The 13438-nt window shown below is 61.3% G+C and carries 11 protein-coding genes; 6 read left to right on the forward strand and 5 right to left on the reverse strand.

Going from position 1 to position 13438, the window contains the following annotated elements; all coding sequences use genetic code 11:
• The first annotated feature begins 37 nt into the window (after positions 1–37).
• Positions 38–2977, forward strand: a complete 2940-nt coding sequence (locus QQJ96_RS09885) for a putative bifunctional diguanylate cyclase/phosphodiesterase (RefSeq protein WP_284331826.1) — start codon at positions 38–40, stop codon at positions 2975–2977.
• A 70-nt stretch (positions 2978–3047) separates the two neighbouring features.
• Here the strand turns inward: QQJ96_RS09885 and QQJ96_RS09890 are convergent, their stop codons facing one another.
• The 3 genes from QQJ96_RS09890 to QQJ96_RS09900 form a co-directional block, all read right to left on the reverse strand.
• Positions 3048–3587 carry an SLOG cluster 4 domain-containing protein gene (locus tag QQJ96_RS09890; RefSeq protein WP_284331827.1) on the reverse strand — a complete coding sequence of 180 codons (540 nt, stop codon included), beginning with the start codon at positions 3585–3587 and terminating at the stop codon, positions 3048–3050.
• 38 nt (positions 3588–3625) lie between these two features.
• On the reverse strand, positions 3626–5575 hold the full coding sequence (locus QQJ96_RS09895) for a M61 family metallopeptidase (RefSeq protein WP_284331828.1): 1950 nt from the start codon (positions 5573–5575) through the stop codon (positions 3626–3628).
• Positions 5576–5745: 170 nt separating this feature from the next.
• Entirely contained in the window at positions 5746–6168 is a 423-nt protein-coding gene (locus QQJ96_RS09900) for a nuclear transport factor 2 family protein (protein ID WP_284331914.1), read from the reverse strand.
• Positions 6169–6334: 166 nt separating this feature from the next.
• Here QQJ96_RS09900 and pdxR point away from each other — a divergent pair, with 166 nt between their 5' ends.
• From pdxR to QQJ96_RS09920, 4 genes are all read left to right on the forward strand, one after another.
• Complete coding sequence (pdxR, locus tag QQJ96_RS09905) at positions 6335–7837, forward strand: MocR-like pyridoxine biosynthesis transcription factor PdxR (protein ID WP_284331829.1); 1503 nt, start codon at positions 6335–6337, stop codon at positions 7835–7837.
• 104 nt (positions 7838–7941) lie between these two features.
• Positions 7942–8493, forward strand: a complete 552-nt coding sequence (locus QQJ96_RS09910) for a hypothetical protein (protein WP_284331830.1) — start codon at positions 7942–7944, stop codon at positions 8491–8493.
• Between the two features lie 136 nt (positions 8494–8629).
• Positions 8630–9211, forward strand: a complete 582-nt coding sequence (locus tag QQJ96_RS09915) for a TetR/AcrR family transcriptional regulator (protein WP_284331831.1) — start codon at positions 8630–8632, stop codon at positions 9209–9211.
• On the forward strand, positions 9195–10619 hold the full coding sequence (locus tag QQJ96_RS09920) for a nitrilase-related carbon-nitrogen hydrolase (protein WP_284331832.1): 1425 nt from the start codon (positions 9195–9197) through the stop codon (positions 10617–10619). The genes QQJ96_RS09915 and QQJ96_RS09920 overlap by 17 nt, the downstream gene beginning before the upstream one ends.
• Positions 10620–10634: 15 nt before the next feature.
• Here QQJ96_RS09920 and QQJ96_RS09925 read toward each other — a convergent pair whose 3' ends face one another.
• Both QQJ96_RS09925 and QQJ96_RS09930 read right to left on the reverse strand, forming a co-directional pair.
• The gene (locus QQJ96_RS09925) at positions 10635–11186 is read right to left on the reverse strand and encodes a hypothetical protein (RefSeq protein ID WP_284331833.1); all 552 of its coding nucleotides are present in this window, start codon (positions 11184–11186) and stop codon (positions 10635–10637) included.
• Positions 11183–12025, reverse strand: coding sequence for an SPFH domain-containing protein (locus QQJ96_RS09930; protein WP_284331834.1), 843 nt, complete (start codon positions 12023–12025; stop codon positions 11183–11185). The genes QQJ96_RS09925 and QQJ96_RS09930 overlap by 4 nt, the downstream gene beginning before the upstream one ends.
• Positions 12026–12264: 239 nt before the next feature.
• Between QQJ96_RS09930 and QQJ96_RS09935 the strand changes: the two genes are divergently transcribed.
• Positions 12265–13386 (forward strand): efflux RND transporter periplasmic adaptor subunit, encoded by a 1122-nt coding sequence (locus tag QQJ96_RS09935; protein ID WP_284331835.1) that lies wholly within the window; start codon positions 12265–12267, stop codon positions 13384–13386.
• The last annotated feature ends 52 nt before the right edge of the window (positions 13387–13438 follow it).

Consider the following 13438-nt stretch of genomic DNA (forward strand, 5'->3'; position numbering starts at 1 on the left):
CTTTATGCCGTCTAGAAAGCACGTGAGGCAAGCAACAGTGACAGACGACGGTCCGAAAGTGGTATCGAGGCAAGCGACACTGACGCTGTGGTTCGGCAGCCTGACTGCCGCCTTGCTGCTTGTCCTGCTAGCGCAGGACCTCAGGGCGAATCTCCGCAGTCAATGGCGGGAGGGCAGCGACCGGGCTGCCGAAGTGGCCTACAGCGTGGCCCAAATGGCGCATGGTCCGCTGAGGTCCAGCTCCAACGCGATGTTGCTCATCGCGGAAGAGTCACGCCGATTGCAGCAGGCCGGAAAGCGGGACGACGTTCTTCTGAACGAGATCGTCGCCGCGGTGCTGCGGCGGCAGCCACAGATCGTGCACGCCACGTTCGCCGACACAACGGCGCCTGCTGGGACATCGACCTCTTTCCACCCCAACGACGGCACGTGGACGGCATGCGACACGAACATTGATGCAGCCATTGCCATACCTTGCTTCGGCACCCCTCAGAAGACCTCGCTGGGCTGGGTGCTGCCGATCGCGTCGTCGATCGACGAACATCAATGGGTGGTCGGCGCGATCCGGATCGCCGCACTGGAGCGCGCCGTCGCACATGCCCCGGATGCCGATGAAGTGTCGTTCTCCCTGGTCGATACGCATGGACGAAGCATCCTGCATAGCGGCCCAGACCTGTCCACCGCCGCTGCGGAAGCGGCGCCGCCCGGTTGGGTGGCGAGGTGGCTTGGCGCTCCCCCGCCGGGGTCGCTCCAGGCAACCGCGCCCATCGGCCCCTATCCGTTCTCGGTGACCACCCAGATCGGCCGCGAGGACGTTCTTACCCCATGGCGTCACCATGTCATGGTCGCCGTGTCGTTCTATCTGCTGTATCTGGCCGCTTTCGTATGCCTACAGAAAATCATGGCCCGAACCGCGCACATACAGCAGCATTTCGTGCGAAGCCTGCAAGCCAAGACCGAGGCGCTGCGCCTGGCCCAACGTGCGGGAAGAACGGCGATGTGGACGCTCAGCGATCACGCGCGGCACTTCGAATGCCAGGAGGACGCGAGCGAATTGTTGGGTCTGCCCAGTGGCCACGCCACGATCAGCGTAAAGGACATGCTTGACGCAGTAGCCCCGGCCGATCGCTGGTTGCTGCTGCGACAAACCCGCCGCGCCTGGAAAAAGCACAACCCGCTAAACGTCGAATTCCGTATTCGCCAGCCTGGGCGCGCCATGCGGTGCCTGTTGGCCAGCGGCCAGGTCGTGATCGACGAAGCGGGTACCAAACGCATGACCGGCACGGCCGTGGACGTCACCGAACAATGGTCGGCCAGGCAGCGTCAAGTCGAGAGCGAGCATCGCTTCGATGTACTGTTCGAACAGAATCCGCTGCCGTTCTGGGTGTTCGACGCCTCGTCGTTGCAATTTCTCGAAATCAACGCCGCCGCAATACGCACCTACGGCTATAGCCGCGAGGAATTTCTGGCGATGACGATCCTCGACATCCGGGATCCGAGCGACCGTCTCAAGGTACAGGAGGAGGTGGCGTTAGCGCCGGAAGCCAGATTCATTCCCAAGGTCTGGGTGCATCGCACCAAGAACGGAGCGGCCATCGATGTGCGCGTCCACACCGCGGACATTGTCTTTGCGGACCGTCCGGCGCGCCTGGTGCTGGCCGAGGACGTGACCACGCAACTGGCCGATGAGCGCGAACTGAGTTATCGCGCTTCGCACGACCTGGTCACGGGATTGCCCAACCAGCACGCCATGATCGAATGGATGGACGTGCTCATCGCCGGCGGCTCACCCTTCGAGGTGGCCTATGTTCAGCTGCTGGGCATGGACGCCATCGCGGACACGTTCGGCATCAACATCGCCACTGGCATCTTGCAAATGGTGGCCGCACGCCTGGCCGAGCGCAGCGATGGCAATGGCTACCTGGCCTCGGTAACCCAACAGGCCTTCGTATGGGTGACTTCGAGCCCGATGACCGAAGCCACCCTGCAGTCATTCGCCGATTGCGTGGCCGAACCGATCTATTACAAGGATACCCAGCATCAGATCAGCATCATGATCGGCGTTGCCCGCCATCCGCAGGATGGGATGCAGAGCGACACACTGCTAGCGCGTGCGGCCTTGGCTGCGCACGTGCATCTTCACAGCGACAAACCCATACATTACTTCGAGGCGGTGCTGGCCCAGCAGTCGCGGGAAAAGCTGCACTTCTCCGCTTGCCTGCGCAGAGCCGTCAAGCGACACGAATTCGAGCTGCATTTCCAGCTGATCACGGACTTTCCCGATCGGCGCCCGATCGGCCTGGAAGCCTTGATACGCTGGCCGCAGACCGACGGCAGCATCATTCTGCCGTCCACCTTCATACCGATTTGCGAAGAGGCCGGCCTGATCGTGCCGTTGGGGAACTGGGTGCTGAGCCAGGCCGCCAAAGCAAGTCGCGAGCTGAAGATGGCCGGCTTCGCCAACTTGCCGATTTCCATCAATGTCTCGCCCGCGGAATTGCGCAGTCGCGACCTGGTGGCCAATATTCGCGCCGCGCGAGAAGCGTATTCACTCGCGAGCGATGCGTTGCGGGTTGAATTGACCGAAAGCTGCCTGATCGAGCACAAGGACAAGGCCATTGCCGTAATGAAGCAATTGCGCGCCGATGGCGTGGCCGTGGCCCTGGACGATTTCGGCACCGGCTTTTCCAGTCTCTCCTACCTGCGCGACCTGCCGATCGACACCTTGAAAATCGACCAGGCATTTGTGCGCAATGTCGATCGCGACGAGCGATCGGCAACGATTTGCGAGGCCATCATCGCCCTTGGCAAAAGCTTGAAGGTCAACACCATCGCCGAAGGCATCGAGCGCGAAGCCCAGTTTCGTTGGCTCCAGCTGCATGGCTGCGATGCGGCGCAAGGCTTCTATATAGGCCGGCCGGAACGGTTGGCGGATGTCTTGAAGAGCTTGTCGCAATACAAGGCCAAAGCGCTGTAACGTAGGCTGGGATGGCAATCCCAGCATTGGCATGCGTGCAGTCTCGCGATGCTGGGATTGTCATCCCAGCCTACGTAAATTTTGATCTGCCATGGGAGTCGAGCAGGCCCAGCGCGCGAAGTTGAGTCTCCAACGCTTGCACCGAATCCCAGGGCAGGATCGGCGAATTCCCCCTTTCGTCCGGCGGGTTCTGCACAAGACTGTCCGACCAGCCGCCGCAACCGACGAGAGGCAGCAACGGCCGATGGTGCAGCCAGGCGAGGCAGACTTCGGAGATGGTGCCTGCACGGCCGCCGATGACGATGCAGGCGTCGCCAGCCAACGCCATCAGCAGATTTCTTGCGTCACCCATGCCGCAGGGAATGACAACCGTCGCCGGCCATTCCGGCCCAGGCATGTCCGCGCTGGGGATGATGCTGACCACCACGCCGCCCGCCGCCTGGGCCCGTTCCGCCGCGACGCGGGTGGCCGGGCTGCCGCATCCACTGATCACGGTCAGCCCTGAGCGAGCCAGCAGCTCCCCCGCCTCGCCGGCCAGCTCGTAAGCCTTGGATCCCGGTTCTGCGCTTCCCAACACGCAGACTTGGGGCCGGCGATTGCCATGGGTCATGCTCTGTCCTTATTGATAACGTCCGTTGCGACCTTACGCTACTTGCGTGGCGCGATGATTTCACCCAAGTAGTCAGGCGTGCCCTCCACGCGCACCAGGTGCGGATACTGCAGGCCTTCGTGGTAATCCACCGCCACCGTGCGATAGCCGCCCTGGTATTTCAGCAACAGCTGGATCGGCTGCTTGCTTCCCTTTGCAGCCACAATGGCGCTTTTCAGAGCGTCGCGCGAATAGTTCTGGCCGTTCACCGCAACCACCGTGGCGCCGGTGCTGATGCCCGCCTTGAACGCCGGCCCATCCCAGCGCACGTCGTTGACCTGCCCTTTGTCGGTCATGGTCAGGCCGATCGACCAGGTGAAGTTGAACAAGTGGCGGGAAGATTGCGGGCGGCTGTTGTACTGCTTCTCGTACTCGCTTTCCTGGTCGGTATAGACAAGCTTCCAACCGGTTCCCGCAATGCCGTTCTGCAGCGGCGGATTCAGTGCGTCTACGCGTGCACGCAAAAAGCTTGCCCAATCAAAGGGAGCCACGCTGTTCAGCGTCGATACCACCTCGTCGAAGGTGTAGGTCTTGGTGACGTAACTGCCGTTGTCGACGCCAAAGAACGCCTTAGCAAAATCATCCAGCGACTTGTGGTCGTGAGTGAGGGCACGCAGCTTGGCATCCACCTCCAGCCACATCATCTGCCCGCCGCTGTAGTACTCCTCGCTCATCTGCCAGCTGCGGTAGGGCAGGCTCGAACGGCGGGCTGCGGTGGGGTCGTTGGTGGTGTCTTCGAGCGTGCGCCACTGGAAGCCTACGCGGTTGCGGTCGTAGTTGGCCGCCACCATCGCCAGGGCGTCGCGGAATTGCTGGGGCGACCACATGCCGGAGCGCGCGGTCAGGATGAAACCCCAGTACTGCGTTTGCCCTTCATAGACCCACAGCAGCGAATCGCCCATCGGCACGTTGAAGTTGGGTGTCCACAGATCGGCGGGGCGACGGAACTTGCCGTTCCACGAATGCGTGTATTCGTGTGCGAGCAGGTCGCGGTCGGGTGCGCCTTCGTCCCAGGCAGTGAAGTAATCCGCACCCAGGCCGTTCTCGCTGGACTGGTGATGTTCGGTGCCGTTGCCGCTCAACTGGTCCGAGAGCGAGAACAGGAAGTCGTAATGGTCGTAATGATGCGAGCCGAACAACTTCGTCGCCTGGGTGACCAGCGCCTGGTGCGCCTTGAGCTGCTCGGGTGTGATAACCAGGTACTTCGGCTCGTCCGCAACGATATCCAGGTGCACCGGAGCATCGCCGCCCGGATTGAGATCGACGCGCTTGAAGTATTCGCCCGCATAGATCGGCGAATCGACCAGGTTGTTCAACGTTACCGGCTTGAACGTGGTGTTGTCGCCCGACTGCGAGGCCGTCTCCAGCGCAGTGCCGAGCTGCCAGCCTTGCGGCAAGGTCACGCTCGGCGCAAAGCGGATGCCGCGTGAAAAGTAGCCGGCCGGATAGAGCAGTACCTTGCTCCATTCCATGTCCATCATGCGGTCGGTCATCTCGAAGCCTTCGCTGTCAGTGCGGCCCGACAGGTACTGGAAGGACACGTCGATGGCCGAGACGTCCGCAGGCACGTCCACATGAAAGGCGTACACGTTGTACTCGTCGCGCTTCCACTTGAGCGGCTTGCCGTTGGCGCTGAGCTTGAGCCCGGCGAGCATGTTGATCGGGCCGGTCGGCGAGTGGTCACCGGGAATCCACTGTGGGTACAGCAGGGTCAAGGCACCCGCCTTGACCGGTATCGTTTCACGAACGCGAAAGATGCCCTGCGCCGTGTCGTTGGCATCGACATGGAGGGTTACGGTGCCGGGGTACGGCGTGTCCCGCGGCGGCGGCACGTTATCCGTGTGCGTTTGCTGCGCACCGGCAACACCGGCTGCGAACACCATCGCTACAGCCAGGGCAAGGCGCGAAAGCCTGCGACACGCAGCAGCAGGGGCACGGACATGGGACATGGGGAACTCCGTCGAGCGAGGGGGCAATCGCTCAACTTAGCATCTAAGGCCTTTGGCTGGGATAGGACAGCGGTCATGCATGCCGGCAGTCGGTTGTGCCCCGAGTGTGGACAAACTGTAGCTGCGTAGCGCGTAGCTGGGATTGGCTTCCCCGCCCACGCGGCACCCGATCAACTTCTCGGCGGAAACCACACGTTCTGAATCTTGCCATCGCGTACTTCGTATACCGCGATGGCCTCAGGCTGTCCCTTGCCGGCCGGAAGACCTATCACCCGCTCATGGTCGACCACCGTGGGGCCGGTCGCGGTACGTTGAACGATTTCAACGTGGTAATCCTTCGGTACCTTCGCCAGAAAGGCATAAGTGGTCTTCAAGGCGGCAATACCGGTAATCACCGGGCGTTTGCCGCTGAGATCGTGGATCGTGGCATTGTCCGCGTAGCACGCGGCAAACGCATCGATATTGTGGGCATTGTAGGCATCAAGCTGCTCTTGGACGACCTTCACCGGATCGGCCGATTTATCGCCGCATGCCATGGCCGACAGGGGGAGCAGCATCGATAGTGCGCAAATCGAAACAAGCTTCACAGGCATAGCCACGGGTTGCTCCTTCAAAGCAGCTGGGATTGGCATCCCAGCCTACGTGATGCGCCTGATGACCAGGATCGGCCGAAGGTCATTGAGGTCGAAGTCGGTCACGTATCACGGGGTTAAGATGTGTTCGGCGAATGGCTTGAAGCCACTTCGGAGGAATCAATGTGTGGCGAGTGATATGAAGGGCAGCAGCAGTCTGTTCGAAATTGCTTTTGCCCCACCCCCCACCGGAAGCCGTCGATCGGCGGATTCCGTCTACACGCAGTTGCGCGCCGCCATCCTTGATGGCCGCCTGGTTCCCGGGTTCAAGCTGCCGGTGGAGCGTCAGTCGGCGGTTTTTTTCGGGGTATCAAGAAACACGGTGGCCCGGGCTTACGCGAAGCTGGCCATCGAAGGCCTGGTGCAATCCCGGCAAGGGTCGGGAACCTATGTAGCGCCGAAGCAAAGCCGTCCGCCGCGCGAACGCTTTCCGGCACCGCAGACACCCGATCCACGCCTGAATTCGCTATGGCGGCAGCCCGAGCTGGCCCAGGCGCTCAACTTCTGGCACGACAGTCAGCACGCAAGAGCGGCGCGGGCAAGCGCATCGCTGGACTTCCGGCCCGCGCTGGTCGATCCACGGCTGTTCCCTTTCGAGGTCTTTCGCCGGATCAGTGCCAAGCAGCTGCGGCGCATGGAGTTGAAGCCGCCGACCTTCAAGAGTCCACAAGGCAACCAGGGTCATTTCCCGCTGAGAACGGCGATCGCGACACACATTGGTGTCTCACGTGCGATCGTGTGCCAGCCCGATGATGTGCTGGTTACCGCCGGCGCACAGCAAGCCTTCGACCTGCTCGCCCGAGTATTGGTGACCCCCGGGGTTACGACGGTCGCCATCGAGGATCCGGGCTACCCACCCATGCGCGCAGCGTTTCTCGCTGCCGGCGCCAAGCTCGTGCCCATACCCGTGGATGCGCAAGGGCTGATGGTCGACGCCTTACCTGCTTCGGTGCAGATTGTCTGCGTGTGCCCTTCGCACCAGTTTCCCTTCGGCGTATCGATGTCGGCGCAGCGGCGAGCGGCACTGCTCGACTTTGCTCGCCAGCATGGAGCGGTGATCGTGGAGGACGATTACGACGGGGAATTTCGCTACGACGGCACGCCATTGCAAGCGCTGCGCTCCACGGCGACCGCGGATGACGTGTTCTACGTCGGCACCTTCTCCAAGTGCATGTTCCCCGCGTTGCGGCTGGGGTTCGTCGTGGCACCCCAATGGGCAATGCCGGCGCTGATTACCGCGAAGAACTGTCTGGATTGGCATTGCCCGACTCTTACGCAGATGGCTGTGGCGCACTACATCGCGGAAGGGCATCTGGCGCGGCATGTGCGCAAGCTTCGCGATGTCTATCGGAAACGACGGGATCTGATTGAGAAGATCCTCCGCACGGATTTCGCCGAGCAACTGTCACCGATGCCGTCCCATTACGGCATGCATGTGGCCGCGTTCTCCACCCAGGCCAGGTGCCTGGAACGCGTCACAGCGGGATTGTTGGAGCACAACGTGCATCTGCATTCCTTCGAACGCTATTTCTTTGGCCCGCCCACGTCGCAGGGCCTGGTTTTCGGCTACGGAGCCATTGATCTGGAAGGCATCGAGCAGGGCCTGAAGGCTTTACGGCGCGTCCTCTAGTCGCTCGCGGCGCAGTGGCCCACCCTAAATTCCTCCGATTGGCCCAGCTGTGACGACAGGCTTTGCCTAAAGTCTGGCCCAGGCTTGGTTGGACGGAGAGTGCAATGATGTGGAAAGTGTTGTTACGCGGCGCCCTGCTTGCTGGCGTGCTCACCTGCTTGTCGTTCAATGCATGGGCCGAACCGCCTCGCGACGGCGCGCATGATTTCGACTTTGCGCGAGGGGTTTGGCATACGCATGCCACGCAGGTGCTGGACCCGTTCGATGGTGGAACCCATACGGTGACCATGGACGGCACGAAGACGGCACGGCCGGTCTGGAAGGGCCGCGCCTGGCTGGAGGAAATCGAAGCCGACGGCCCGAATGGTCATTGGGAAGGCGCGACGCTTTTCGTCTATAACCCCAAGGCCAGGCAATGGAGCCAGACCTACGTCGACGGCGACTCGGGAGAGATGGAGGCGCCAACCATCGGCAGCTTCAAGGAAGGCCGTGGCGAGTTCTTCGGCACCGAGGTTTATAAGGGCCGCACCGTGCTGGTTCGCGGAGTCTGGTCGAATATCACGGCCAACGGGCATCGCTATGAGATTGCCTACTCCCAGGATGGCGGCCAAACCTGGGTCACCGCGTTCAAGGCCGACCTGACACGGCTTAAGTGAGCGCCTTGCACCTCCAAGGCGACGGAAGAGAGACGCCGATGTGGTGTCTCTCTTCGTTGAGCCAGCTGTCTGCGAGGCATGCATAGCCCATTAGTACGTCTTGTATCGTCACGACGAGCATGTATACACTGTATACATGACTCGCCTGACCACCTCCGAGAAGATCCTCAAGGCCGCCCACGCGGTGTTCGAGCGCGAAGGCGCCGACGCCGTGACCATGCGTCGCGTAGCCGATGCGGTGGGTATCACGCCCATGGCCATCTATCGCCATTTTCCCAACCGGGACGCATTGTTGAAGAAGCTTTCCGACGACAGCTTCCAGAGCGCCGCGCACGAATGGGAGTCACGCTCACGCAACTCGGACGTACTCAAGCGACTGATCGCCTTGCAGGAGCCTTATCTCGACTACGCGCTGAGCCATCCGCATCTATTCGATCACGCTTTTTCGGTGCGCCGCGATGATGCACGGCGCTATCCCGAGGACTTTCGCGCACGCCATTCGCCCACCTTCAATGTCGTGATCGACGCGGTGATCGAAGGCATGGCCCAGGGCGTACTGAAACAGGACGATCCCTACGACGTCGCGATGACCATGTGGGCGCATCAACATGGCTTGATCGCGCTCTATCGGGCCGGGCGTTTCAGCTACGACGAGGCGCAGTTCCGCGCCTTCTACAAGCAATCCATGAGGAGGTTGCTCGATGGCATCCAAACGTGACTCTTTCCTGCTGGCGGCCTGGCTGGCAGCGACAGCGCTGTCCGCCTTGTGCTGGTGGTTCGGCAGCGGCGTGCATCCGCAATGGCGGCTGACATGGCTTGCGCCGTTGCCGGTGCTATGGCTCGCACCGCGTGTCCGCGCGCACTGGGCCAGCTTGGCGGCCTTCGTGGCGTATGCGGCGGGCGAGTTCAATCTCTGGGCTTACATCCACTCCTATATTGGCCTGCCTCCCGCTGTGGAGGTGTACGCCATCTGCCTGTGTAGCGTCATCCTGGTGCTATGCGTGCTGCTGTTCCGGCGATTGCTGCTACGAGGCCATACTTTGGCTGCCGCATTGGCGGTGCCGACCGTTTGGGTAGCGGCTGAATATGTAAACAACCTGCTTTCGCCACACGCCACGTTCTTCAATATCGGCTACACACAGATGGATGCGCTTACCGTCATTCAGATTGCCGCCGTCACAGGCATCTGGGGAATCGGCTTCCTTTTGCTTCTGCTGCCAACTGCCATCGCGGTGCAGTCAGCACCGCACGCCTCGAAGCGGGGCCGAATCACAGTGGCTGTTCTTACGGCAATTCTCGTCCTCGGCACCGTCGCTTATGGCGACTGGCGACTTCAAGCACCGGCAGCAGGAACGATACGCATTGGCCTGGTATCGCTGCAAAAGCCGACCCAGGCGGCATTGGACAGTCCACGCGGGCAAGCTCTGGAGGCACGCTACATCGATGCATTCAGCCGTCTCGCCCATGACGGCGCCCATATCGTGCTCGCCCCGGAGACTACCTTCGCCAGCGTTGATGCGAGCATTCCCGCGTTCGCCCAGCTGGCGAGTCAGCGCGACCTGATCGTGGGCACTGGCCTCGACTCCAGCGGTGATCCGCAAGCGCGGCGCAACATGTTGATGGTGTTCCAGCCAGGGGCGATGTCGCCGGCCACCTACAACAAGCATCATCTGCTCATCGGCATGGACCCGTTTACCCCGGGTAACAGCTACACCATGCTTGAAGGTACGCCCCGCATTGGCTTGGCGATTTGCAAAGACATGGACTTCCACGACATCGGCTGGGCTTATGCGGCGCGCCATGCCCAAATGCTGCTGGTACCGGCTTCGGACTTCACCATCGACGGCTGGCTGCACAGCCGCATGGCAATCATGCGCGGCGTGGAAAGCGGCTTCGCCATCGCGCGTGCCGCCCATGCCGGCAGGCTCACCCTTAGCGACGATCGCGGTCGTGTCGTGGCAGAAGCATCCAGCGAGGGAGGCGACGCCGAGTTGGTGGGCGATCTTCCGCTGCGCGACACACACACGTTGTATGCGCAATGGGGCGACTGGTTCGCGTGGCTCGACCTGATCGCTTTGGCCGCGTGGCTGGTACTAGCCTTCCTGCCACGCAACGCTCCGAAGTAATACTGGCCAATGGAATCAACCGATCAAGCCGGCGAGGGTAGCCTCTCGATCATGCAAGGTTCCCTGGATGGCGGCCAACCCACGTTCCAGATCGGGCAGAGCGGCGAGCAAAGCCTTGCCGTCCACGTCCTCGACCAGCGAACGCAGCAACTCGGCCTGGCCGATGAGTTGCTCATCGTGAGTGACCAAGGCTTCCAGCGTGGCCGCTTCGCTGCGGTAGCGCTGGCTCATGCGATCGTTTTCGGGTGCGGGCAGCGCTTCGATTCTGCCCTTGAGCGTGCCGATGGCCTGGGCCAAGCGCTCTAGACTCTGTGCCCCTGCCACGGCCTGAGCGGATGGGAAGGGATGCTCGCGCGTTGGCGGCGGCAGTTCCGTCCGCCGATACGCCGACTCCGCTGCTTCCACCCCCGCTCGCGCTCTTCCAAGCAACCACGCGGCCTTGCTTCGCACCAACAGGTCGTCGGCGCGAAGCTGGTTTTCCTTGCGGTAGAAGTTGTAGCCCCAGCCGTGGAAAAGGTTGATCGCTACTTGCCGCAGCGGGCCGGCGTCGTAGAAACCGGCGCTCACGCCGAGCCGCCGCCCAGACCCGTGTCGCCACTCACCGAATACATGCCGGTAGGCTGGCCACCAATGTTGAACGGCATGCCGGCGGCGGCATTGGGCGCGGAAACCAGGCCCTTTTCGGCCATGCGCAGGGCCAGGTAGTAGCGCACCGCTTCCACTGGCGTCAGGCCAAGCGCCTGCAGGGAGATCAGCTCGCGCATGCGATCGTCCTTGGGCAGGATCAGCACCTTCAGATCGTTCAGCATGATGCCGTAGATCTTCAGGAAATCCGTCAGGTGGTTTTTCACCAACTCGCGGATGTCATTGATGTGCTCGTTGATGTCTTCCATCTTGGTGACTTGCACCACCTGGTTGATCGCCTGTTCGATGGCGGGACCGGCATAGTCGGCCACTTCGCGCGTATCGATGAAGTTGCCGTTGAAGGGAAGATGGGTGATCAGGTCGAGCGCGGCCTGCTTGCTGTCGACGTGGATGTAGTAGTCGACCTGGTAGGCCATTTCGGCCATTTCGGCGCTGGTGGCAATGCCGGTGTTGCGCACCAGCAACTTGGAACGATTGATGTAGATGACTTCGAAAACCCAAGGCGAGGACCCGCCGAAAAAGCCTTGGGCGATCGATCCCAGCAGCGGCTTGTCCGGTGTAGTGAGGGCGTACTGGCCGGTTTCATAGACATTCAACACCGCGCCACGCGACTTGAGCACACAAAAATGATTGCTTTCCACCGTCAGCAACGAACCCGACACGATGCTTTCGTCGACGATTTTTACCGCCAGCGCCTTGGTGCCGAGCATGTCCGTGCCGTCGCGCTGCAATGAGGTAATGACTTGGCGTGTAATGGCCATCCTTGTACTCCCCTTTATATTTGCGTGAGGGCACAGCATAGCTCTGCCCGTTGGGAGTGATCCAGTCTCTTCGGTGTGTCACTCCATCTCAGGCGTGGTCACATGGCTGTAAAAAATCGAATTCTGTTGCAGGCATAAACCCTTGGTGGCTGGCGATACGCCTTTCCTAATCAGGCTGTAAGGTTCCCTCTGTAGGCTGCCGTGGGTTCTTGCGGGGACGGCATTCGGTGGCTAAGTGGTTGACACTGGTAGTAGTTGCAGTTGTCTTGCTGGTTGCATGGTTTGTTTTGCACGCGCTGACGCCGGCAGACGTCGTTGCAAAAACCAAGAACAGGCCGGATCGGATTCCCGTGGTCGTTGGCGTCGCGGAGCAGGTAGACGCGCCCAACCTGTTGTCGGCTATTGGCACGGTACAAGCCTTCAATAGCGTTCTTGTGCGCTCGCGCGTCGATGGCGCTTTGGAAAAGGTCGTTTTTCAGGAGGGACAATACGTCCACGCGGGCGACCTTCTGGCGCAGATCGATGCGCGTCCCTTCGAGGCGCAACTTCATGCGGTGCTCGCCCAGAAGGCGCACGACGAATCGCAGTTGGCCAACGTCGAGCGCGACGTCGAGCGGTACACGTACCTCGCCAGCCAGAAGATTTATCCGCAGCAACAACTGGACGGAGCGCGTGCGCAGGCGGCTCAGCTGAAAGCGACTGTCGCGATGGATCAGGCCCAAATCGACAATGCGCGCATCCAGCTCGGTTATACCTCTATTCGCGCGCCGATTGATGGTCTGACAGGCGCGCGGCTTGTGGATGCGGGCAATATGGTCCACGCGACGGACACCAACGGCTTGGTCCTGATCACCCAGGTGCATCCGATCTACGTGAGTTTTACCTTGCCGCAGGATGCGCTTCCTGCGCTGCTTTCAGAGCGTCAGCGCGGGACTGTAACGGTGATTGCGAGCAATCGCGATGCAAGCCAGGTGCTCGACCAAGGGGCACTTAGCCTTATCGACAATCAGATCGATCCGAGCACTGGCACCATCCATTGCAAGGCCACGTTCAAGAATGGGCGTGAGATGTTATGGCCGGGGCAGTTCGTATCGTTGAAGGTCGTGCTTGCCGTGCAGCACGATGCTGTGACGGTACCGTCCACCGCTGTGCAGCAAGGCGAAAACGGCACCTACGTTTTTGTCGTAAGCCAGGATCAGACGGCGGAGCTGCGCAAGGTCGCGATAGGGCCGACCAATGATGGGCAAAGCGTCGTCGAACAAGGGCTTTCGAAGGGGGATCGAGTGGTTGTGGAGGGTCAGTTCAAGCTTGAGGATGGCTCCCCCGTAAGCGCGGTCGACCACCCGCACCGAAGCCACTGACAGGCCGAGCCCATGAGATCCTCCTCTATCTCGGCGATCTTCATCAACCGGC

Source organism: Dyella flagellata, assembly GCF_030160275.1.
Lineage (GTDB): Bacteria > Pseudomonadota > Gammaproteobacteria > Xanthomonadales > Rhodanobacteraceae > Dyella_B > Dyella_B flagellata.